20 protein-coding genes and 1 pseudogene are annotated in these 23516 nt (G+C 59.0%); 6 read left to right on the forward strand and 15 right to left on the reverse strand.

Annotation, left to right across the window (positions count from 1 at the left end):
* Window positions 1-53 precede the first annotated feature (53 nt).
* The 8 genes from murD to asnS all read right to left on the reverse strand — a co-directional run bounded on the left by murD (window position 54) and on the right by asnS (window position 10153).
* Window positions 54-1442, reverse strand: coding sequence for a UDP-N-acetylmuramoyl-L-alanine--D-glutamate ligase (gene murD, locus NSND_RS10155; RefSeq protein WP_080878895.1), 1389 nt, complete (start codon window positions 1440-1442; stop codon window positions 54-56).
* Window positions 1443-1452: 10 nt separating this feature from the next.
* Window positions 1453-2529, reverse strand: coding sequence for a phospho-N-acetylmuramoyl-pentapeptide-transferase (gene mraY, locus NSND_RS10160; protein ID WP_013247351.1), 1077 nt, complete (start codon window positions 2527-2529; stop codon window positions 1453-1455).
* A 63-nt stretch (window positions 2530-2592) separates the two neighbouring features.
* Entirely contained in the window at window positions 2593-4056 is a 1464-nt protein-coding gene (gene murF, locus NSND_RS10165) for a UDP-N-acetylmuramoyl-tripeptide--D-alanyl-D-alanine ligase (protein WP_080878896.1), read from the reverse strand.
* 12 nt (window positions 4057-4068) lie between these two features.
* Window positions 4069-5577 carry a UDP-N-acetylmuramoyl-L-alanyl-D-glutamate--2,6-diaminopimelate ligase gene (locus NSND_RS10170; RefSeq protein WP_080878897.1) on the reverse strand — a complete coding sequence of 503 codons (1509 nt, stop codon included), beginning with the start codon at window positions 5575-5577 and terminating at the stop codon, window positions 4069-4071.
* A gap of 1 nt (window position 5578) precedes the next feature.
* Window positions 5579-7297 carry a peptidoglycan D,D-transpeptidase FtsI family protein gene (locus NSND_RS10175; protein ID WP_080878898.1) on the reverse strand — a complete coding sequence of 573 codons (1719 nt, stop codon included), beginning with the start codon at window positions 7295-7297 and terminating at the stop codon, window positions 5579-5581.
* Window positions 7297-7629, reverse strand: coding sequence for an FtsB/FtsL family cell division protein (locus NSND_RS10180; protein WP_080878899.1), 333 nt, complete (start codon window positions 7627-7629; stop codon window positions 7297-7299). The genes NSND_RS10175 and NSND_RS10180 overlap by 1 nt, the downstream gene beginning before the upstream one ends.
* Window positions 7626-8555 (reverse strand): 16S rRNA (cytosine(1402)-N(4))-methyltransferase RsmH, encoded by a 930-nt coding sequence (gene rsmH / locus NSND_RS10185; protein WP_080878900.1) that lies wholly within the window; start codon window positions 8553-8555, stop codon window positions 7626-7628. The genes NSND_RS10180 and rsmH overlap by 4 nt, the downstream gene beginning before the upstream one ends.
* Window positions 8556-8860: 305 nt before the next feature.
* Complete coding sequence (gene asnS / locus NSND_RS10190) at window positions 8861-10153, reverse strand: asparagine--tRNA ligase (protein WP_080878901.1); 1293 nt, start codon at window positions 10151-10153, stop codon at window positions 8861-8863.
* Between the two features lie 135 nt (window positions 10154-10288).
* On the opposite strand from asnS, the gene NSND_RS10195 reads away from it, so the two are divergent.
* A complete protein-coding gene (locus NSND_RS10195) occupies window positions 10289-11383 on the forward strand; it encodes a hypothetical protein (RefSeq protein ID WP_080878902.1) in 1095 nt (364 codons plus the stop codon).
* Between the two features lie 27 nt (window positions 11384-11410).
* On the opposite strand, the gene NSND_RS10200 is transcribed toward NSND_RS10195, so the two are convergent.
* The 3 genes from NSND_RS10200 to NSND_RS10210 form a co-directional block, all read right to left on the reverse strand.
* Window positions 11411-12430 carry a WD40/YVTN/BNR-like repeat-containing protein gene (locus NSND_RS10200; RefSeq protein WP_159450734.1) on the reverse strand — a complete coding sequence of 340 codons (1020 nt, stop codon included), beginning with the start codon at window positions 12428-12430 and terminating at the stop codon, window positions 11411-11413.
* A 150-nt stretch (window positions 12431-12580) separates the two neighbouring features.
* Window positions 12581-13078 (reverse strand): YajQ family cyclic di-GMP-binding protein, encoded by a 498-nt coding sequence (locus NSND_RS10205; protein ID WP_041186949.1) that lies wholly within the window; start codon window positions 13076-13078, stop codon window positions 12581-12583.
* Window positions 13079-13115: 37 nt separating this feature from the next.
* Window positions 13116-15122: a carbon starvation CstA family protein gene (locus tag NSND_RS10210; protein WP_080880854.1), complete on the reverse strand. Its 2007-nt coding sequence runs from the start codon at window positions 15120-15122 to the stop codon at window positions 13116-13118.
* A gap of 131 nt (window positions 15123-15253) precedes the next feature.
* Here NSND_RS10210 and NSND_RS10215 point away from each other — a divergent pair, with 131 nt between their 5' ends.
* Both NSND_RS10215 and NSND_RS22125 read left to right on the forward strand, forming a co-directional pair.
* On the forward strand, window positions 15254-15439 hold the full coding sequence (locus NSND_RS10215; RefSeq protein WP_080878904.1) for a hypothetical protein: 186 nt from the start codon (window positions 15254-15256) through the stop codon (window positions 15437-15439).
* Window positions 15440-15485: 46 nt separating this feature from the next.
* Window positions 15486-15602: pseudogene (locus NSND_RS22125) on the forward strand (type II toxin-antitoxin system RelE/ParE family toxin); the annotation flags it as partial.
* A 38-nt stretch (window positions 15603-15640) separates the two neighbouring features.
* Here the strand turns inward: NSND_RS22125 and NSND_RS21665 are convergent.
* Window positions 15641-15973 (reverse strand): hypothetical protein, encoded by a 333-nt coding sequence (locus NSND_RS21665; protein ID WP_235000223.1) that lies wholly within the window; start codon window positions 15971-15973, stop codon window positions 15641-15643.
* Here NSND_RS21665 and NSND_RS10225 point away from each other — a divergent pair.
* Window positions 15954-17099 carry an ATP-binding protein gene (locus NSND_RS10225; RefSeq protein WP_080878905.1) on the forward strand — a complete coding sequence of 382 codons (1146 nt, stop codon included), beginning with the start codon at window positions 15954-15956 and terminating at the stop codon, window positions 17097-17099. The genes NSND_RS21665 and NSND_RS10225 overlap by 20 nt on opposite strands.
* 104 nt (window positions 17100-17203) lie before the next feature.
* On the opposite strand, the gene NSND_RS10230 is transcribed toward NSND_RS10225, so the two are convergent.
* Window positions 17204-18454: an IS256 family transposase gene (locus tag NSND_RS10230; protein WP_080877471.1), complete on the reverse strand. Its 1251-nt coding sequence runs from the start codon at window positions 18452-18454 to the stop codon at window positions 17204-17206.
* 230 nt (window positions 18455-18684) lie between these two features.
* Window positions 18685-19836 (reverse strand): hypothetical protein, encoded by a 1152-nt coding sequence (locus NSND_RS10235; protein WP_143833499.1) that lies wholly within the window; start codon window positions 19834-19836, stop codon window positions 18685-18687.
* Between the two features lie 358 nt (window positions 19837-20194).
* Here NSND_RS10235 and NSND_RS10240 point away from each other — a divergent pair, with 358 nt between their 5' ends.
* Together NSND_RS10240 and NSND_RS10245 are read left to right on the forward strand one after the other, a co-directional pair.
* Window positions 20195-20578, forward strand: a complete 384-nt coding sequence (locus NSND_RS10240) for a flagellar brake protein (protein WP_159450735.1) — start codon at window positions 20195-20197, stop codon at window positions 20576-20578.
* Between the two features lie 143 nt (window positions 20579-20721).
* Window positions 20722-21729 (forward strand): alpha/beta fold hydrolase, encoded by a 1008-nt coding sequence (locus NSND_RS10245; protein ID WP_159450736.1) that lies wholly within the window; start codon window positions 20722-20724, stop codon window positions 21727-21729.
* Window positions 21730-21778: 49 nt separating this feature from the next.
* Here the strand turns inward: NSND_RS10245 and NSND_RS10250 are convergent, their stop codons facing one another.
* On the reverse strand, window positions 21779-23359 hold the full coding sequence (locus NSND_RS10250) for a glycosyltransferase family 39 protein (protein WP_159450737.1): 1581 nt from the start codon (window positions 23357-23359) through the stop codon (window positions 21779-21781).
* Window positions 23360-23516 lie beyond the last annotated feature (157 nt).

The raw sequence follows: 23516 nt of genomic DNA on the forward strand, positions 1-23516 counted from the left end.
GAGCGCATACTGTGCCATCGATCAGCTGTCGTTCCTCCCACACGGCTTCCGCCTTACGCCGGCAGCCCTTGTACCAGGGCCTTAAACTGCCGGCCCCGGTCTTGATAATCCGCGAACATGTCGAAACTGGCGCAGGCCGGCGAGAGTAAGACCACCTCACCGGGCTGCGCCTCGCGAGCAGCAAGCTCCACGGCGTCGCGGAGGGTCGCTGCAGGACGACACCGGTCAAAATCTCCCATCGCATCCTGAATACGGCCGGCTGCCTCTCCGATCAGAATCAGCCCTTTCACCCGTTCCCGTATTGCCCCTTCGAGGCGGGAAAAGTCACCGCCCTTGTCGCGGCCGCCGGCGATCAACCAGATCGGCTGGTCGATTCCTTCGAGCGCCTTCAACACCGCATCGACATTGGTGCCTTTGGAGTCGTTCACGAAGCGAACCCCGCGACGCTCGCGCACCACCTCCAGGGCATGTTCCAGCCCGGGGAAGGATCGCAGCACGGCACGAATGGCCTCGATTGAACAGCCACAGAGCAGCGCATACGTCACCGCCGCCATCACATTTTCGACGTTATGGAGGCCGATCAGCCGCATGTCGCTCCGGCGACAGATTTCCTCCCGCCGCCCCCGAACCGTCGTCACGATCAGATCGCCGTCCAACACCGTCGCTCCCGCCACCCCCGACACCGTGGCACCGCTGCGGCTGAAGCCCAGGACGGTGCCCTTGGTACGCCCGCGAAGCGCAGCCACGCGCGCATCATCGAGATTGAACAGCGAATAGTCGCCGGCCGTTTGGTTGGCGAAGATGTTCGCCTTCGCCGCCACATAGTCATCCACCGAGGCATAGCGGTCCATATGGTCCAAGGTCACATTCAAAATCGCAGCAATCCAGGGATGGAACTGCTCAGTCGTCTCAAGTTGGAAACTGGAGACTTCCAGCACCACATACTCATAGGGTACGACCGTCCCCGCCTTCGCCTGCACAGAAGACAAGGCCGCCTCGCTGGCCGCTATCCCGAGATTCCCGCCGACGAAGGCGCGCTTTCCGCTCTCCTGTAGAAATTTGCCGATCAGCGTCACCGTCGTGCTCTTCCCGTTGGTCCCGGTCACGGCCACCACCGGCGCCGTCAAAAAGCGGGACGCCAATTCCAGCTCCCCGATGACCCGGACCCCGCGGGCCCTCACCCGATTGAGCGCATCCAGTTGAGTCGGCACACCCGGGCTGATCACGACAAGATCAGCCCCTTCGAGTGCGGACTCGTACTGCGCCCCCACCTTCACCGCGATACTCGACCGGTCCACCTGCGACAGGATGACGGTCAGTTCCTGCGCCTCCTTCCGGTCGGCCAGGGTGACTCGGGCCCCGAGATGGTTCAACAGGCGTGCCGCGCCCACTCCGCTTCGGGCTAGTCCGACAACCGTGACTTGGAGATCTTTTACGTTCACTGCTGTTCGCCTACCGTAATTTGAGCGTGCTCAAGCTGAGCAACGCCAGCAAAATGGCAATGATCCACAGACGCACCACGACCTTCGGCTCGTCCCACCCCTTCATCTCGAAGTGATGGTGAATGGGCGCCATATTGAAGATGCGTTTCCCCCGGAGCTTATAGGATCCCACCTGCAGGATGACCGACAACGCTTCGATGACGAATACGCCGCCGACCAGGAGCAACAGCAGTTCGTGCTTGCTGATCACGGCCACAGTACCGAGGGCTGCCCCCAACGGGAGCGAGCCCACGTCGCCCATGAAGACGGAGGCCGGATAGGTGTTGAACCACAAAAAGCCCAGACTGGATCCCAAAATGGCTCCGGTGAAGATGGCGATTTCTCCCGCGCCTTCGATGTAGGGGATAAGCAAATATTCGGCCATCACACGGTTCCCGGTCACATAGGCCACGATCGTATACGCCAGCGAGGCGATCATGACCGGACCGATCGCCAGCCCATCGAGCCCGTCCGTCAAATTGACGGCGTTGGAGCTGCCGACAATGACAAGAATGACGAACACAATGTAGAACCAGCCGAGGTCCGGCGTGAAAAATTTAAAGAACGGCACGCTGAGTTTCGTCGTATAGCTGGGCAACGTGTAGAGAAAGACGCCGATGGTCAGCGCGACCAGAATCTGGCAGGTGAATTTTTGTGCCGCCGAGAGGCCTTTCGATTGGCGCTTGATGAACTTGAGATAGTCATCCGCAAACCCGATCGCGCCGAAGCCCACCGTCGCCACCACGACCAGCCACACGTACCGGTTGGTCATGTCGGCCCACAGCAACGTGGACAACACTACCGCAAAGATAATGAGTATCCCACCCATGGTCGGCGTGCCGCTTTTGGCCAAATGCCGCTTCGGTCCATCGTCGCGAATCTGCTGGCCGAGCTTGATCTCCTGCAATTTTCGGATGACCCAGGGGGCCATCACAAACGCGATCAAAAACGCCGTGACCGCCGCATAGATAATCCGGAAGCTCTGGTACCGAAAAACGTTCAGGAATGAAAACTGTGTGTGAAGGGGGTATAGCCAGTTGTATAACATCCTACGGCATCTTTGCCCGCATGGATCAGCGGGCCCTAAAGTTCCTCTGTATGTGCCTGCCGACTAGCAGGCCTTTCGCGCGACCCGGCGCATTCCCGTCAGGGCGTCCACCACTTGCTCCATACGCATCCCGCGCGAGGCCTTGACCAGCACCACGTCGCCTTGCCGAACCATCCGTGCCAGGGCAACGGCTGCCGCCGCCGCATCGGGCAACTCCGTGATGCTATCGGACGCCATCCCGGCCTGCCGGGCTCCTTCGGCCAATTCTCGTCCCAATACACCACAGGCGAGCAGATGTCCGATTCCTTGCGCGGCCAGAAACGCTCCGACCTCCCGGTGCATCCGCTTGCTGTCCGTGCCCAGCTCCAGCATGTCGCCCAGCGCCGCAATCGACCGTTTTCCCCGACCGAGCTCCGCCAGCAGTTGAACGGCCGCTTTCATCGAGGCCGGATTGGCGTTGTAGCAATCGTTAATCACCTGCACCCCATGGGACATGCTGATCTGCGATCGCATCGCGGCCGGCCGAAATTTGGCCAAACCTTCGGCAATGGCCGTTCCCGATAAGCCCAACGCATACCCGACCGCAGCCGCGGCGAGGGCATTGCTCACATTGTGTTGCCCCTGCGTCCGGATGCGAATTTCAGTCTGACGACTCTTTCCCGGCACCACCAGGCCGAACACCGTTCCACCCTTTTCATCGACCCGAATATTGACGGCGCGGATTGCTGCCTTGGGAGACACCCCGAACGCCACGACCCGGCACTGCGCCCGGGCCGCGAGATAATCGAAATATTCATCATCGGCGTTCAACACCACCGCCCCGTCCTGCGGCAAATGGTCGAGCAACTCGGCCTTGGCCTGCGCAGACCCTTCCATACTGCCGAAAAACTCCAAATGGTCCGGGCCGATGTTGGTAATCACGCCAATCGTCGGTCTCGCGATTTCACACAGCCGGGCGGTCTGCCCCTGCTGATCCACCCCCATTTCAATGACGGCGGCCTGATGGCGCGGCGCCAACTGAAACAGAGTCTGCGGGACTCCGATCCGATTATTGAGGTTGCCCTCGGTCTTGAGCGTTTTCCAGCGCTGTGCAACCACCTGGGCGACCATTTCCTTCGTCGTCGTCTTGCCGTTGCTCCCCGTGATGGCAATGACCGGAATGGGAAACCGGTTTCGATAATGCGTGGCCAGCCGTTGATAGGACTCCAGCGTATCTCTCACCCCGAGCAGCATGGGTACGCCGGTACGTTTCGGCGCCGGCGGCAGGCGATAGTCCTCCTGCACGATGGCACAGACCGCCCCCTGGGCCAACACCTTCGGCACGAAGGTATGCGCGTCAAACCGCTCGCCCTGAAATGCGATGAAGAGATCGCCTTTGCGCACCAACCGCGAATCAGTCACCACACGACGAATGCGTTGTTTCAAGTCCTGAGGCGTGACGCCGGCCGGCGGTCTGACACTCAAGACCTCACAGATTTCCTCGACCGTAAACAGCGCCATCACACCGCGATTCCCATGCTCCCGCATGCGTTCCCTCGCTCAGGCTCCGGATCGGAGCGCGCCGATCGCGTCGCGCGCCACTTCCCGATCGTCGAAGTGATGTTTCGTGGTTCCCACGATCTGATAATCTTCGTGACCTTTCCCCGCGATCAGCACCATGTCCCCGGTCTTCGCCTCACGAATGGCCGCCTCGATGGCCTCCCGACGGTCTGCAACCATGCGATAGCGAACATGACCCCGGTCCGCCAGCGCCTCCTTGACCCCGACCTCGACCTCGCGCAGGATCGCAGCAGGATCTTCGGTACGCGGGTTATCCGATGTCAAAATCACCACATCACTATACTGCACAGCTGCACGTCCCATTTTGGGGCGTTTGGTCCGGTCACGGTCCCCGCCACACCCGAAGACAGTGATGATGCGCCCCGTGCGAAGCGCCTGGGCTGCGGTCAACAACCGAACCAGCGCGTCTTCGGTATGCGCATAGTCCACCACCACGGAAAAGTTCTGACCGGCCTCGACCAATTCGAACCGCCCCGGCACGTTCGTGACCGTCTCGACAGCGGACCGTACCTGCTCCAGCGTCAGCCCTTCATGCAACACCACTCCGATGGCAGCCAGGAGGTTCGACACATTATGCTCTCCGACCAGACGGCTCTTGATCGGGCAGGTCCCGACGGGACTGCGCAACGTAAAACTGGTGCCGGCCGGCGAAAGCCTCACGCCTTCGGGGTAAATATCCGCTTCCCGGTGAAGGCCGTAGGTCCAAACGGGAACGGTGGAGGCCGCTTGAATTCGCGCGCCCCATGGATCATCCACATTGATGATCGCCCGCTTCCGCTGCTTCACCGCGCCCGTCCTTCCTAACTCGACGAAGAGTTTCAGCTTCGCCTGGAAATACCGTTCCATGTCGAGATGAAAGTCGAGGTGGTCCTGCGTGAGATTCGTAAAGACGGCGACATCGAACTCGGATCCGGCAGTCCGATCCAAAGCTAACGCATGCGACGAGACCTCCATCACCACCGTATCCAACCTCGCATCGCGCATTCGTGCAAATAATTTCTGCAACTCCAACGCGCCAGGCGTCGTATGCGAAGCTGGAATCGATTCCTTCCCGACGAGATAGGCGACCGTCCCGATCAGTCCGACCTGGCGCTGCGCTGCTTCCAACATGGTTTTGACGACATAGGTCGTCGTGGTCTTCCCATTGGTGCCCGTGACTCCGATCATCCTCAACGCAGCTGACGGATCGCCATAGAACCGGCTGCCGAGGACCCCCAATGCCGCGCGCGAGTCCTGCACGCGAATGCAAGGAATCGCACCGACGTCGCCGCTTCGCTGCACCACGACGGCCGCCGCCCCCGCCGCGACCACAGGGTCGAGAAACTGATGGCCATCGACGCGCTCTCCCTGTACAGCCACGAAGAGGGACCCGGGTCCCACCTTCCGCGAATCGTCAGTCAAGTCGGCAATGGTCACGCGCTGGTCTCCGTTCCGTTCCAGCACTCCGAGACGCCCATGAATCGGACTGATCAATTCATCGAGTGTCATATCAGGACTCAAGGCCGGCCATGGCTAACTTGACCGGCTCATCCACTGCCACGCCCAGATAGTTGAGTACCTGCTCACCGACCCGACGGAATACCGGCGCAGCCACGACGCCGCCCCAGCCTTCACCGCGCGGCTCGTCGATCACGACGATCATCGCCAGTCGCGGATCTTCCGCCGGCACATACCCGAGAAACGACCCGACCAGCAGCGTGGAGGAATAGGCGCCGGTGCGGGGATCAACCTTTTGAGCCGTACCGGTCTTGCCGGCCACCCGGAAGCCCGGGATCGCCGCTTTGCCGCCGGTGCCGTTCGTGACCACTCCCTCCATCAACGTCGTCAGTGTCCTCGCCGTATCGGCAGAAATGACTCGCCGCTTCGCTTGCGGCATGGTCTGCGCCACCAATTGCCCCTTGGCGTTACGGATCTCTGAGACCACGAAGGGCTTCATCAACACGCCCCCGTTCGCAATAGCTGAGACGGCTGTGACCATCTGCAGCGGCGTCACGCCGACCTCTTGTCCCATCGAAATCGAAGCCAGAGAACGCTTGCCCCACTGGCGCGGTCCCCGCAGCAACCCCACGGCTTCCCCGGGCAAATCGATGCCGGTCTTGTCGCCGAACCCGAAGTCTTTGAGATAATCGAATACCCGCCACTCACCCAAGGCCATGCCGACCTTCGCCGCGCCGATATTGCTCGACTTCTGAATCATCTGCGCGAAGGTCATCCAGCCGGTTTTTTCGTGATCGTGAATCACGGTGTTGGCGATCGAGAGTTGCCCGTTCTCTCCATAGATCATGCTCCCGGGCGTCATCACCTTCTCTTCGAGCGCCGCTGCCGCGATCACCGTCTTCATGGTGGACCCAGGCTCATACGTGTCCGTCAGGGCGCGGTTGCGCCACCGGTCCGGAGCCAGCGCGCGGACCGTGTTGGGGTCGAATCGTGGGCTGACCGCCATAGCCAACACGGCCCCGGTTTTCGGGTCCATGACAATGATCGTGCCTGACTTGGCATTCGATCGACTCACGGCCTCATCCAGCTCTTTCTCAGCGATGTACTGAATCACTTCGTCGACGGTGAGGGTCAGACTGTGCCCGGCTGCCGCGCCCTCCTCATTGAGTCCTTTCGGGAATACGGCGCGTCCCAACGCATCACGCTGCAACACCACCGCCCGCTTTTCACCACGCAGATATTGCTCGTAACGCAGCTCCACGCCTTCCAACCCACGATCGTCCATGCCGGCAAAGCCCAGCACGTGCGACAACAGCGGCCCCTTGGGATAGAAGCGGCGCCCTTCCATCACAACCCCGACTCCATCGAGAGCAAGTCGTTCAAGCCGCCGCCCCTGCTCCGGCTCAAGCTTTCGCGCCAGCCACACAAAATGCTTTTCCTGCTTCAGTTTCTTTTCGAGCTCCGTCGCTTTGACGTGCAAGATCGGCGAGAGATTGCGCGCCGTCGCACCGGGATTCCCGAGGGAAGCCGGAACTCCGAATACGGACGGCACGTCCATGTTCATCGCCAGCACCTTGCTGTTTCGATCGTAGATCGTCCCCCGCGCGCCTTCCAGCGTGACATTTTTCTGATGCTGTCGATCGGCCTTCACGGTCAGCTCCGCCGACTGCATCACCTGGAGATTCACGAGACGGACAATGACCAGCATAAACGCGACCACCAGCCCGCAGGCCACCACAATACGGCGACTGCGAAAAGGGGGCGAAGCCACTATCGCGCTCTCCGCGTTACGATGTTTTTGGCGATCCGCACCTCACCCTCCGCAACGACGGGATTGGTCGGCGCTTCCGGCTCGATATTGATGACGACGACCTGGCCCTTCTCCGGCTGCATCATCCCCAACTTGTCGCTGGCCAGACGCGCAATCCGCTCAGGTGCCGTGAGGCCGGAGATCTTCACGCGCAATTCATCGCGCTCCCGCTCCAGGAGGACCTTCTGCGCCTTCAGCCGTTCGATGTGGTAGCCGATGCGAACGATGTCCACCCGCTCCCACACAAAGAGCAACACCAGCGACGTGACCGCGGCAAACGCGACGGCTTTCATTTCACATACTCCTTGGAGATCCGCTCCACGACTCGCAACTTTGCGCTCCGTGACCGCGGGTTTCGGCTACGCTCGCTTTCCGAGGCGATGACCGGTTTTTTCGTCAACACCCTGACCGACGCTTCGGGGCCGTTCGCCAGCGACCGAAACGTATGCTTCACGATCCTGTCTTCGAGCGAATGAAACGAGACGGCACAGACACGCCCGCCCGGCGCCAGAATGTCCACCGCATCCCGGAGCGCCGGCTCCAACACGTCCAACTCACGATTCACGGCAATCCGCAACGCCTGAAAGGTGCGCGTGGCGCAATGAATTCGTCCGTGCCGATACGAAGCCGGCACCGCGCGTCCCACCACTGCCGCCAACTGCCAGGTTGTTCCGATCACCCCCTGCATCCGGGCCTGCACGATCGCGCGGGCAATTCTGCGCGAGTACCGCTCCTCACCGAGCTGATAGATCAGATCGGCCAACTCGGTCTCGGGCAGATCGCGAACCAGGTCTGCAGCCGTGCGTCCCTCGCGCTGATCCATGCGCATATCCAGCGGGCCGTCTTCCCGAAAACTGAAACCGCGCTCCGCACGATCGAGCTGAGGCGAGGACACGCCCAGATCGAAAATCACGCCATCCACCCGCGACACCCCGCTCCCCATGATCAACGCTTTCAGGTCGCAGAAATTTCCGTGTCGGAAATGCACCCGATGCGCGACCTCTCGCAGACGCATTTGCGACTCCGCGAGTGCCGCGGCATCGCGATCAATCCCCACAAAGATGCCATCTGGAGCGGTGCGATCGAGGAGACGAGCAGCGAGCCCTGCATATCCAAGAGTGCAGTCCACGTAAACACCACCTGGTTTACACTGCAACCAGAACAAGATCTCTTCGACTAAAACCGGCTCATGGGAATCGCGAGCAGAATCTATTTCCATTTCCACCCACTTTACCCCACTCATTGGGTGGAGTATACACCCAACCAAATGACTGTCAACAGAATTAACCCCTATTTATCAAGAATATTGTTCAGTTTAGACACATGTCTAATTTGGCCGGAATTTGCAGGAAAGTTATCCACATTTGTGGACAAGTCTGTGGGAAACTCGCCCACCTGACAATTATCTTCGGGCAAGTTTCTGTCAGGGGAAAATGGGGATCATCAAAAAATCAGATGGATGAAATACCTGCATTTCGGTGGTCGCTCGGGCCGAAATGCAGGCAGAAACGGAAGGACTCGCCGCTATGGATAAAGTCGATACAACATCCGCGGAAAGGGAATCGTTTCCCGCACGTGATCGAGCCCACAAATCCAGGCCACGGCACGCTCAATACCCATTCCAAACCCCGCATGCGGAACCGAGCCGAACCGGCGAAGGTCGAGATACCATTGAAACGCCTCAACCGGTAGATGGTGCTCCTGAATGCGTCCCAAGAGTTTTTCGTGAGAATGGATGCGTTGGCCACCGCCGATGATTTCTCCATAGCCTTCCGGCGCCAGCACATCCATACAGAGGGCCAGATCAGGCCGCTCCGGATCCGTCTCCATATAAAATGCTTTCAAGGCCGCAGGGTATCGATGCACGATCACCGGCCGATCGAATTCATTGGACAGAATCGTCTCATCATCGGCGCCAAAATCGTCACCAGGCTTGGCAGGATTTCCTTTCCGCTGCAGAATATCGATGGCTTCTTCGTAGGTAATACGAGGAAACGGCGCCGTCACACACTCCAGCTTCACGAGATCCCGTTCAAGCAGGAGCAGCTCGGCACGACGCCCCTTCAGCACCGCCGCCACAATATGAGACAGGAACTGTTCAGCCAGATCCATCATATCGGGCAATTGCGCAAAGGCCACCTCCGGCTCCACCATCCAAAATTCCATTAAATGCCGGCGCGTCTTGGACTTTTCCGCGCGAAAGGTCGGACCGAAGCAATACACCTTTCCAAACGCCGCGGCTGTGGCCTCACTATAGAGTTGCCCGCTCTGAGTCAAATAGGCCGTCTCATCGAAGTATGGCGTTTGAAATAAGGTGGTCGTGCCCTCACAGGCATTCGGCGTAAAAATCGGCGCGTCGACCAGCGTAAAGCCACGATCGTCGAAAAAGTTCCGACAGGCTCGAATAATTTCATGGCGAATGCGAAGCACGGCATGCTGTCGGCTGGAACGCAACCAGAGATGGCGATGCTCCATCAAGAATCCCGTGCCGTGTTCTTTCGGTTGGATGGGAAAAGGCTCCGCTACCTGCAACACTTCAAGACGCAGCACGTCGAGCTCATACCCGCCCGGCGCACGCGCATCCTGCCGTAACGTGCCGGTGAGGACGAGACTGGACTCCTGGGTGAGTTCCGCCGATCGAGCAAACTGTGCATCACCCACCGTCGCTTTGCTCACGACCGCCTGAATGTCCCCGGTTCCATCTCGCACGATCAGAAAATGGAGCTTGCCCTTGTCTCGACGACTGCGGAGCCACCCCCGAATCGTCACATCCTGTCCGGCATGGGCGGCCGCTTCATCGATATACATCACAGGCATGGGTCATCCTATCCAAATAGAGGTGCGCTGGAGAGGTCTACGGCCGGAGGGTAACGAACAGTCGCGGGCTTTTCAAGCGCATCACAAATCCCCCCTTTCGTTGACACAATGTCATGCCAGGGGCATCATCACATCATGATGCACACCACATTGCTCCACCATCCCCGATCACGTACACCGCTACTCGCCGCGCTTCTCCTGCTGGGCCTGTTGCCCTCCGCACTGGCAGGTGAATTCCGAACCGACAACCCGTTAAACCGGCCCGGAAAAATCTATTGGTGCCCGGACCGCACGGCAGACAAGCGGATCACCGCCACTCCCGATGCAGGCTGTACGGCCCTGTACGATGAGGAACGCGACGCGAAGAAACCGGAGAAACTGGACCCGTCTGATCATGACGCCTCCACTCCGAAGGAGCCGCTCAAGATCGTCGACATCCAAAATGAAGCGTCGAAGTTTACCCGCGAATATCGAGAATTTCTGGAATGCTGCGCCGGCGAGTTCGATTCCGTCGAACGCATCGACGAACTCCTGGACCAGTCGAACCACATTCTGATGTCGGTGCAACAAAAAGGCATCTACAACAGTGCGGGCTTCGGCGTGGGAAGCGGAGCAGGAGGACTCGGCGGCGGCCCGGGTCAATCGCCGAAACTCGGCACCTTTGCCCGCCAGTGGACACTCAGCGAGATCGTCGGAACCGTCGCGATCGCTCGGGACGACCTCACGAAAATCAAGACGCGCATCAAGGCTCTGGGTGAGCGATTCGAGAAGCTCGATTCATTGGACTATGAGCAGCGCGGGAGAGAAGCGCGGCGCATCGACGAGGAACGCGAAGCCATTGCTCATGACGTTCGGGCCAAGAGGCCACCGGCCTCAGCACCGACAGGCATGGACATCCAGGACACCACCATCCCGACCAGAATCGGCGGAGACATCGAGAACACCCATTTGAATCGATCCCTCAATCCAAGCTTCGGCGCCGACATCGGAGCCACGGTGTCGCCATACAGCAACGTCAACGAATCTCTGCGACCCCGCAGAGGGGAAGACCTCAAAGACAGTACCTTACCGGACCGGGTGGGCACTCACACCCAGGACAGTACCCTGCCGAATGCATTCGGCTTCGACATCAATTCAGCGCAAAACGCCGAACGCTCGTCGTCGGTGCAGACGCGGGGCGTCGGCGCCGAAATCGGCGACTCCTCCCTCAATAACCAGTCACGCCGGTAGACTCGCGCCGGCCGAATCTACGCCCGGTTACTCCTTAGGAAAGACCGACGGAAGCGCCTCCCAATGCGCCCCTCCGTCCGTGCTCCGGTACAATCCACTGCCGTTTGTGCCGGCGTAGAACAGCTGTGGATCCAGCGCGCTCTGCGCAAGCGACCGGATATTGGTGGTCGCCAACCCCTCGTTCAATGCCACCCAACTCGTTCCGCCATCCTCGCTCCGGTGGATGCCATCCCGGGCTGCCACATACATCACTCCGGACCGCGCACGATCGAGTACCATCGACACGATCATCTGATCCTGCAACGATTCGCCGATACGTACCCAGGAAACGGCGCCGTCGGTGGTTTTATAGAGCCCGGCCAGGGTCGCAGCATAGACCGTCTCCGTCGTGAATGGATCGACCTGCACCGACGTGACGCTCAGTGCGCGCGATGTTTTCACCATCCCCTCCGGCACCAAACCATGATTCACCTGCTGCCAATGCGCCCCTTGATTCACCGACTTGTAGACGCCGCCGCTGGTGCCGGCATAGAGCACGGATGATCTCGTGGGATCCATGCCCAGCGTGACCACCATCAACACTTCCTTCATTCCGTCCATCCGCTTCGTCCACCGCTCACCGGCATTCTTCGATTCGAACACCCCCATGGTCGTAGCCAGAAAGATATGAGTATCGTCTGCGGGGTCGAAGACAAATTGGTTCACGACTGAGGAAATCGTGGCGTCGTCGAGCCCGCCACGTATGGACGTCCAGCGCTGCCCCCCGTCGTAACTTTTATAGACGGCGTCGCCCTTCGTGCCCGCATAAATCGTCGCGGGATAGGCCGGATCAATCGCCATCGCAATCACGCGCGAGTGGCTCATCCCCTTCGAGAGATTGCTCCAGGTCTTGCCGCCGTCACGCGATTTGTAAATGTAGTCGTTCGTGGCGATGTAGAGAATGTCAGGATTGGTCGGGTGCAGTTGAATGACGACGATCGGGTCGCTGCCGGTGCATCCGCTGAGAGACAGCGCGGCCAGAAAAAGGAGCGCGAGGAATTGCTTCATGCAACTCGCGCGCTGCACTCTTTCCAGGATGCTCAAACGGGCCATCCAACAAGGCCGCAGAGAGGATTGGTTGCTGAGGCGTGCTGTCCTGCACGTTGAGGCAACCAATCGACCGAGAACGCCGTTGGGGGCCCGTTTCAGCATCCGGGGCTAGCGGTAGTTGGTGAATTGAAGATCAATCCCAAAATCCTTCCCCTTGAGGAAGGCAATCGCCGTCTGCAGATCATCTTTACTCTTGCTGATCACGCGCACCTGCTCGCCTTGAATTTGCGCCTGCACCTTTATCTTGGACTCTTTCACGGCCTTGGTGATTTCCTTGGCCTTCTCCGATGAGATACCGCTTTGAATCTTGATCACCTGCCGGACTGTAGCGCCGAGCGCCTCCTCGATTTTGCCGTACTCGAACGCCTTCAACGAGACCCCGCGCTTCACACACTTGGTCTTAATAATTTCAATGACCGCATTGAGCTTGTACTCGTCGTCGGAGAGCACCACTAGTTCCTTTTCTTTCTCCTTCAGCGTCAGCTCGGTCTTTGAATCTTTGAAATCGAAGCGTTGCTTGATTTCCTTCGTCGCCTGATCGACGACGTTCTTCATCTCCTGCATATTCACTTCCGACACCACATCAAACGACGATTGGTCCGCCACGATCCCCTCCTCCTGCTGTTTCGTCAGGTCTTCCGCCCTAACAGCACCCTCCGTCAGGCGGCAATTTAAACCCGCGCTCATCATGCCGGTGAATCGCCGTCTGCACGCGACCGGCCGATCCACCGCCGGCCCTGGCCATCACTTCACTGCTGCTGAACGGCCGCTTCAAAATCACATACCCATACCACTGCTTCATGCTGTCGCTCAAGACGACCAGGCCCAACATCGCGACCACCGCCACCAGCACGGCATCGAGATACAATGCAAAGGCCTGCCCCGCCGCAAGTGTCGCCGCCTTCGCCAAAAACATCCAAAACATCTCATATGAGCCAGCCAGCGTAATGCCTCCCACGAACAACATCGGCAGAGCCGTCACCCAGAGATAGGGCGACTTCCACATTTTGATCAACACCGTCGTGCCGATACAGAGCGCGAGCGTGCCCAGCAATTGATTGGCTGCGCCGAACATGGGCCAGATAGTCGAAATGCTGCCCGTCCCGATCAGATAGGCCCACGACCCCACCACAAAGGCGCTGCTCAATAGAACGCCCGGCCACCAGTTCATCTGTCGAAACGGCGCATACACCCGCCCGGCCATTTCCTGAATGAGATACCTGGCCACACGGGTCCCCGTATCGATGGTCGTCAGAATGAACAGCGCCTCGAACACGAGGGCGAATTGATACCAATAGGCCATCAGCCCGGCCATGCCGGGCAGCGCCGAAAAGATGGAGGCCATGCCCACTGCCAACGACACCGCCCCTCCCGGCCGCCCCGCCACATTCACTTCAACCAGCTGCGACAACTCCGCGATGCGGGAAGGCGCAAAACCCATCGCCGTCAACGTCTCGGCCGGCAACATGGTGTTGATCGCCAGGTAATCGCCGGGGATCAGCACCGACGCCGCAATCAACGCCATCACGCCGACGAAGCTTTCCAGCAACATCGCCGCATAGCCCACCACTGCCTGCGACTCCTGCTCGATCATCTTCGGTGTCGTGCCGGAGGACACCAGCGCATGAAAGCCGGACACGGCCCCGCAGGCAATCGTAATAAAGAGAAACGGAAACAACGTGCCGGGAATAATCGGCCCGCCGCCATTGGCGAAGGCAGTCACACGGGGCATTTCAATGGTCGGCGCCATGAGGATGACCCCGAAGCCGAGCAGAAACACCACGCCGAGCTTCATGAACGTGGAGAGATAGCCACGCGGCACCAACAACATCCAGCCCGGCAACACCGAGGCCAGGAATCCATACCCCGCCAGCAGCCAGACCAGCGCCGGCTTCTCGAACTCGAAGAGCCAGGCAAGAGACGACTGTCCGACCACACGCCCGAAGAGCACCGCCGCCACCAACAGCACCACCCCGATCACCGACACTTCAGCCACCGCGCCGGGGCGAAACTTCTGGAGATAGAAACCCATGATGAACCCGATGGGAATCGTCATGGCGATGGTGAACGTACCCCAGGCATTGTGGTAGAGCGCATTCACCACCGCGAAACCCAGTCCCGCCAATGCCACGACGACAATAAAGAGTACCGCCACCGCCGTCGCCGTCCCGGTGATGGAGCCCAGTTCGTCATGGGCGATTTCAGGCAATGAACGGCCGTTGCGTCGCATCGAAGCGACGAGGATGATGAAGTCCTGCACCGCCCCCGCCAGCACCGCGCCGATCACGAGCCAGAGAAAACCGGGAAGAAAACCGAACTGCGCCGCCAACACCGGTCCCAGCAACGGCCCGGCTCCGGCAATCGCCGCAAAGTGATGGCCGAACAAGACGACTCGGTTGGTGGGGTGGAAATTGACGCCGTCATTCAAACGCACGGCCGGGGTCAAGCGGGCATTGTCCAGTTGCACCACGTGCCGAGCCAGCCAACGACCGTAGAAGCGATAGGCCAACACATAGATACAGGCCGCCGCCACGACCAACCAGAGACCATTTACTTTTTCCTGGGGATTGACGACGCCTGTAACATGGGCGAGGGCGACAGCGGCAAGAATAGAGAGGAGCGCCCAGAGCACACGAGTAGCTATTTTCATGCGCGGCATACTAACAACCCACCTGTCGCTTGTAAATCGAGCGTCTTCCCGCTATTTTCCTATGCTCTGGCGAGTTGAGGGGGCATTCAACCGGTATTGTAGCCCTGGACTTACACTGCGGAGAGGTAACCATGCCTTCGGCCAAAGAACAGATCGCCAAGGTTCTTCAGGATCAGCCAGACGACAGGTCTTACGATGAGATTCTACGAGAGTTGGCCTTCGCTCGAATGGTCGAGAGGGGGCTTGCTGACTCCGATGCCGGGAAAACGATCAGCCACGAAGAGATGGGACGCCGCATCAAGACATGGCAGAAGTGATCTGGACGGCTGAAGCCGAACATAGCTGCACGACATCCACCAGTTCATCGCGCAAGATAATCCCCTCGCCGCAACTCACGCCGTTGAAACGCTCTACCAGAAAACAGAGATCTTGAGAGAGTTCCCCGAATCAGGCTACCGGTACTGGCAACGACCGGACCGGCACATCCGCATTCTTCTTCATGGACACTACCGAATCGCCTACGTGATCAAAGATTCAGGAGCGATCGCGTCCTCGGCGTTTTCCACGGCGCACTCAGCATTGATCGCTATTTGCTGTAACAAACCTGTCAGACCTTTCTGGTTTTCATACGCAATCGGGCGCGGATAGCCCGCCCGGACAAGCACCCAGAAGCGGTGCAGTTTTCCTGACCGCTGCCGAGGCAGGTCGCCCGAACCAGCTCGCCATACTCTGGCAAAGAGCCGCAATGACTCAGCCGCGCGCCAGGTGTCGTCGGAGTCGTCATTTGGCATACCATTTGACGACAGAGGCGACACGTGATACCGTTCCGCCATGAATCCGATACCGGTCATCCCACGCCACCTTGCCCTAGATAAACTCCTGGAAAAGAAATCCTACTTCCTTCTCGGCCCTCGCCAGACCGGGAAAAGCTTCCTTATCGGCCAGAGCCTCAAAGGTGCCCGCGTCTATGATCTCTTGGACAACTCGATGTATCTCGCCCTCAGCCACCGTCCACAACGACTGGCTGAAGAAATCACGCCCAAGGATCGCGTGGTCGTTATCGATGAAATTCAACGGCTGCCTGCGTTGCTGAATGAGGTCCATCGCCTCATCGAACAACGAGGCATCCACTTCCTCCTGACCGGGTCCAGCGCAAGGAAACTCCGCCATGGAGGGGTGAACCTATTAGGCGGACGGGCCAGAACCAAATATCTGCATCCCCTCACCTATCGAGAATTGGGCGAGCACTTTAACCTGGACACCTTCATTTCGCACGGAGGGCTGCCGTCCATCTATTTTTCTGACGACCCGCGCGCCGATCTTGGTGCCTATGCCGGGTCCTATCTGCAACAGGAAATCGTCGCAGAAGGCGCGACCAGGAACATCGCAGCCTTCAGCCGATTTCTCAAAGTGGCCGCCTACTGCAATGCCACCATCGTCAATTTCACGAACGTCGCCACGGATGCCCAGGTGCCGCGCACAACCGTCTACGAGTACTTTGAAATCCTGAAAGACACCCTTGTGTTGCATGAGCTACCGGCATGGCGCGAGACCAAAAAACGCAAACCCCTGGCCTCATCGAAATACTATTTCTTCGACATCGGCGTCGTGGCGGCCATTCAAGAACGTCGCTATCGGCGGGGCACGCCGGAATACGGCGAGGCCATGGAAACATACGTCATGCACGAATTGAAGAGCTACACGGATTATGTTTCAGGAGAACCACTGGCTTATTGGAGATCAAAGTCAGGGTTTGAGGTGGATTACATCCTCGGCGACCATACCGCCATTGAGTTGAAAGCCAGCGAGAACGTTGCCGCCAACGATCTCAAATCGCTGAAGGCGTTGGCGGAGGAAGGAAAGTTAAAACGTTATCTCTGCGTCAGTCTGGAAGCTCGCCGCCGACAGGTGGGCGAAGTGACGATCTTGCCGGTGAGGGAGTTTCTGGACAACCTCTGGGATGGGGCTTACTCCTAACTTTCCCTCAGAGTCGAAAGATCTTCTATCAGCAGAGGAGCCAACAATGAACGACATCACGAGGCAGGGCCTGTCAGATTTTCTGTGTGTGAGGCGGGTTAGTTTCACGCCACACTCGGATTGAACCGCTCTGCATACAGGATGGCGAATTGATTCATCGCCGCCTTCCAGTCCCGCGTCGCCCGGCTCCAGCCGGCCGTAATATTGCGCAGCGCCAGCCACAGCAATTTGGTCGCCGCTTCGTCGGTCGGGAAGTGACCGCGCGTCTTGATGATCTTGCGCAGCCGCATGTGCACCGACTCAATGGCATTGGTCGTGTAGAGGATCCGCCGCACCTCCGGGGGGAACGCAAAGAAGGGCGTCACGTGGTTCCAGGCCCGTCGCCACAGGCCGCGAATGGGCGCATACTTGGTCCCCCACGGACCGGCCTCGAACGCGTCCAGCGCGGCGTGAGCCGCCGCCTCGGTCGGCGCGGTGTAGATCGGCCGGATTGCGGCGGCCACCGCCTGGCGGTCCTTCCAGCTCACGTAGTCCAGTGAATTGCGGATCAGGTGCACGATGCAGGTTTGCACGGTGGTCTGTGGAAACACCGTGCCAATCGCCTCGGCGAGCCCCTTTAAACCATCCACCACCGCGATGAGCACGTCCATGACCCCACGGGTGCGCAGCTCGTTGAACACCTTCAGCCAGAACTTTGCCCCTTCGGTCTGCTCGATCCACAGCCCCAGGATCTCCCGCGTCCCATCGGCGCGCACGCCCAGCGCGAGATACACCGCCTTGTTCCGCACCACCGCGTCTTCACGGATCTTCACCCGCAACGCATCGAAGAACACGACGGGGTACAGCGGCTCCAGGGGCCGACTCTGCCAGGCCGTCACCTCGGCCAGCACGGCCTCGCTCACGGTGCTGATGAAGTCGGGCGAGACCTCCACCGCATACATCTCGGACAGGTAGCCCTGGATCTCCCGGACGGTCATCCCCCGAGCATACAAGGCGATGATCTTGTCATCAAAGCCCGTGAAGCGCCGCTCGTGTTTGCCGATTAACTGCGGCTCGAAGGTCCCGCTCCGATCCCGCGGCACCTCGAGCCGCACTGCCCCCTCGTCGGTGAGTACGGTCTTCGGCGTCGTGCCGTTGCGGTGGTTGCCACGGGGCGCGCCGGGGGCCTGCTCCGTCCCCAGGTGATGCGTCAGCTCCGCCCCCAGGGCACGCTCCAGCACCGCCTTCTTCAGGCCCCGGAACAGAGTCTCAAATTGTGCCGGCGTCAGCGGCCCAGGCACCAACTGGTCCAACAATTCCTGGCTTACCGGCAGCGCCGGGGCGAGGTCCTTCGTCGTGTTCGTCTTGCGAGGCATCGAGGCTCCTTTCAGCCACACTATGCCTCACACACAAAATTTCGGACAAGTCCCACGAGGCACTCCCCATTATATAAGGCAGGCGAAAGAACCGTGGGCAACCTGGTCGATCTCCTGTGCTCGCGCAACGCGCGGCCTCAGAAGGCCCTCGTTGGACGCGCGCAGTGGGAGATCAACCAGGCCGCCCATGCAGGCAAATGAACACGTGCGGGCTCAATAAGCATGAGATCTCACTCAAAGGCTTCGGCAGAAAAACCTCCCTCTGAATTGCGGTCATGCAGCCATATATTCACATCCCCATATCTATCTCCAACAACTTCCCCAATCTTTCTAATGAGTGAGATTGCCGAGTCCATCAACCTTTCGCAGCTCCCATGCTCCAGCATATATAATCGAGACTCACGCGGTGCGAGCTGCCGTTCGACTTCGATATGTGTCTCAACTTTGGGATGCACAAGTGAATGTCGTAGCTCTTCCTCGCTCTCAACGATAAACTTTAACTCGGGGCAATTGGTTTCCAGTAGAGGCGGATATTGTTTCCCGATCGCGATCTTAGGGTACTTGTGTAGCTTATCTCGAAGACCCAGAGTTCTCTGCCTTTCCGTTTGCTCATCCCACTCGCTCAGCCAGATCTTTTCGTCCTTGGTCAAAGCACTACCTTTTAACTTTTGAATATCCCAGGATAATGCATTTAGATAACCTTCCAGGAGAAAGAATGCCGATCTAACTGTCGCACGCAAGAGAGCCTCTTCTCTCTTGGTGCTCTCCTTCGTATCCTTCTTGTGCCTGGCTTTCTTCGCATCACACGCAGCATTCCATAATAACCCCATATCCTCAAAAAGCCGCGCTTCCAGAACTGTCCACGGAACCTCCCTCCCACCACATTTACTTACTCCGTTAATATCTATGCCAATTCTGCCGTGCGGTGGAAGCTTCACAAAAAGAGGACATGCTTTCTCATAACGGCTAAACAGATGTTCCTGCATGTACCATTTGGGCACCCATAGAATCTTTCCTGGCTGATCGGAAGCCATCTGGAGTATCTCATCATAAGCTGAGAGGTCTCCCTTCGCTCCTATCCACTCTTTGATAGAAGCGAGTCTCCGTTGTAGATCGGAGTAAAAAACCCTGAGAGCAGCTTTCGACAGATTAGGAATGTTCTCAAGGGACAAATTCATTTGCTCATATCCAGAATCATCCAGTCCGTTACTAAGAACATAGATGGCCCGGTACTCTCTGTATGCCCGTTGAGCCTTTTCTTTCAGATGTGTAACTCTCCGCTGTGCTGGTTTGTTTTTCATACGCCTGGCATTGCATCTTATTCTTTCTCCTCGAATCGGGAAAGAGCCCCTCGCGATGGCTAATTCATACCGCCGGCTCATTCCTGCTGTTCCTGTAGCCTTGCGCTTTCCCCTCGCTTCCGGCATATAGACCCCATGCCCACTCTGATCCTGTTTCCTTGGTCACCATTCTGCACCACGGTGCGGCGTTTTCTGGGAAGGCACGGCATTTTGTTCCGTCGGCGCAACATCCCCTTTCACAAGCGGGCTTCCATCATCAGAGCCACGAACGGGCTTGGCCACACGGTGCCCTGTAGCCCGACGTTCTCTACCGTGCCTATCTGACATGAACACCGGGACACATCGTTGGTCCGGAGCCCGGCGATCATGCACATCTTCATGCTTAAGGGCCGATGTGTCTGCCAACTTTGTTATACTTGCCTCCACCATGCCGCCCGACATGCCTTCACAGCCGTCCGGGAGAGAACGCCGCGAATTTTATCGCATCACCGTGCTTCTGCCCATCTGCATTCGGCACGAGACCGACGACACGGTAGGTGAGTGCACTGAGAAATCGGTCAACCTCAGTGGCGGCGGTGTCGGCGTGACGGTCACTGAGAGTTACACACCCGGTGAAGTCCTTTCCCTCACACTGCTGCTCCCCGAGCAAGTTCCCTTCACATCTTCTATCGAGGTACTGCGGCTTGATCCCCTTCCGGTCCCAGGCGGTGCGTACCGCCTCCACGCCCGCTTCGTCAGGATGACCACCCAGAATCGGGAGCTGCTGATCAGATACATCGTGCGTTTTCAGCGCGACCACCTGCAGGAACACTATTCCGTCTGAAGCGCAGAGAAGGCTTGGCGGCTTGGCAGCCCCCGCACACGAGGGCAGAGATGTTCATTGGGAGTGCCGCTCGCCCGGTCTTGGGCGACACTTCGACTCGTCCCGGTTTGCTTCTTCCATCCATGACAGGTGATCATGTCCCCATGCGTGGACTCAAATGGTTTCTCGGCCTGTTGGTTGCGCTGGCGACAATCGGTGCGCTGTATCAGATCGTCGGGATGGTGCTCGATCGGAAACAGCATCCGCCCATCGGCCGGCTTATCGACATCGGCGGTCATCGACTCCATCTCTACTGCATAGGGCAGGGCAGTCCGACGGTCGTGCTGGAAGCAGCCGCTCCCGGCTGGTCGCTCTACTGGAGCACGGTGCAACCGGAGGTGGCACAAGTCACGCGCGTCTGCGCCTACGATCGCGCTGGCCTCGGCTGGAGTGAGCGTGGCCCGTTGCCCCGCACCGGCCGGCGGCTGGCGCGAGAGCTTCATCAGTTGCTGAGCCGCGGGGGCATCCCCGGCCCCTACATTCTCGTGGGCCATTCGCTCGGCGGCTTCGTCACCCGGCTCTACCGCGAAGAACATCCCCTGGAGGTCGTCGGTATGGTGCTGGTCGATGCGGGACATGAATCGGAAATGCGCCAGGCCGAATTTCGATCTTTCGCCAACGCCGGCAAATCGATGCTCCCCGTCATTCGCGCCATGACGATGCTAGGCATTCCACGCCTGATGGCCTCGTATGACCAACTGCCACCGCTGTTGACCGGACAGGAAGAGAAGGTACCCACGGAGATTCGACCAATGCTACGTGCAGGTTGGCTGCGGACCGGCTATTTCTCAACGTTGACTGATGAAAGCGATGCGCTGATTGAAACCCTGGAACAGGTGCGCCACACCGGTTCACTCGGCGATCTTCCGTTGGTCGTCGTCACCGCAACCGGCCCCCTGTGGTGGCCGGACATGCCCGGCCAGGTGAACCCTGCCAAGTTCAGAAAAATGTGGCTGGATCTACAGCAGAATTTAACAACACTCTCCTCCAACAGTCGCCAGGTGTTTGCCGACCAGAGCAGTCATTTCGTTCAATTCGATCAGCCGACGCTCATCAGCGAGACCATTCGTCAGATGGTCATTGCCACCCGCCTGGCATCACGTACCAAATAGACATGAACCTATGCACGCGCGCGAGGAGGAAATTTTTGCGGCGTGATAGTTACCGGCGCACGGGCTCGTAGATCTGGTAGCGCCCGATGCTGGTTACGAGTCGCACCCGGTTTTGCGCGATCAACGGCTTGTAAAATCCGGCCCATCGGCCGTACTCCCCGACCACGAGATAGTCCGGCCTGCTTTCCAACGGATCGTACGTGACGGCCTTCGCCTCTCCCTGTTCGCGCCGGATAATCTCAACCAGGGCGCGGGGCGGGGCATAGGTATAGGGTCGATGCAGGAATAGAAACAGTTCGCTGTCATAGGTCTCGATCACTGCCGTCGGCGGCGTAGCCGTATTCAGGTAGTGCGTCACCGCAAACAGGTCACGATCGTCCTCACGCGCGCGAAACGCATAGCGCTCCTGCACAGCAACCCACCCCATCATCACCAGGAGCATGACGACGACGACCGCCTTGATTCCCTGCCTCGTCACATGCCTGCTTCGCAGGAGGCCGGTCAGAGTCCTCGTCAGGAACGCCACATCGAATCCTCTGGTGAAATCGTGAAAGAGCGCTGCCGTGAAGGGCGCCGCAAGAAACAACCCGGGCAGGGCATAGCGCGGTTCACCGGCGCTGAGAAACGCAAACCAGGCCAACCAACTCCCTGCCAGCAGCAGCAGCATGGTCTGCACCGTCTGTTCGACAGAAACCTTGGCAACGGAACCGGAAGTTCCACCTACACGCCAGGCCGCATAGGCAAGCCCGAGCGGATACTCCGGCCACGACACGAACAGGTATCGGATCGTCTCAAGACGAATGGACGGCACAAATACCAACGCAATCGCTTCTGTCATTCCGTCTACGGGCGGATGCGGCATGATGTGGCCTGCCAACAGCCAATCCTTGACATACAGAAGAAGCCGGCACCCACCCCATGAACCGATCATGGCGACGGCCAGCCGGCCGACAACCGACCAGTCCCCGCGAAGGCTCATGACCACCATGGTCCCGGCAATGGAGGCGACGAGAAACGGCGCGACCTGCGCCTTGGTCATCCACGCCAGCGCCCAGCATCCAATCGTAGCGACCTGCCAGAGCGGACGGTGCGTGCTCCGGAGAAAGCAGACATACCCGGCCAGGAGGAAGCACAAGAGTGGCATCTCGCCCAGCACTTGTCGACCAATATACAGGGGATGGATCGACCACTTCAGAGGCACAAGGAGCAGCAGCGCCAAGGCGGCAATCGCGATAGATCGACCGTAGAGGCGACGGGCCAACGCATAGAGCAGCAGGAAGGCGCCGAGGGTATAGAGCAATCCCACCAGTCTCGTCTGCCAGACACCGACGCCGAACAGTGTGAAACTTGCCGCCACCGAGGCCACCACCGGAAAATGCGCCGCCAATGAGGGCGGCGCCGGCTCACCGCGTAGCAGGCACCCGTAATGCCCCAGCTCGACCCATGTGCGAGCGACACAGACTGTCCAGCCTTCGTCGAACCACAGCGGAGGGAAACTCTCGATATGTATCAGGCCGCTGCCGAACACGAACAAGAATAAGAATCCGGCAACCACTCCGTCCACAACCGATGAAGCGGAGTCGAGCCGTTCGACCACGGAACCGGCCGCAGGTGAGGCACCGGCCGCCACGGAGTCGAACTCGTTAGGGCGTGCATCATGACCGTCGTCAGGCGGTAACGGAATGTGAGAGGCGCTAGGCATAGCGGATGAAGTTCTAGCAGGCTGCGAAAAACTCGATCATTGCGCAATATACGACGATCAACTCATGCGCGGTGTCGATATGACA

It is taken from the genome of Nitrospira sp. ND1 (assembly GCF_900170025.1).
Taxonomy (GTDB): domain Bacteria; phylum Nitrospirota; class Nitrospiria; order Nitrospirales; family Nitrospiraceae; genus Nitrospira_A.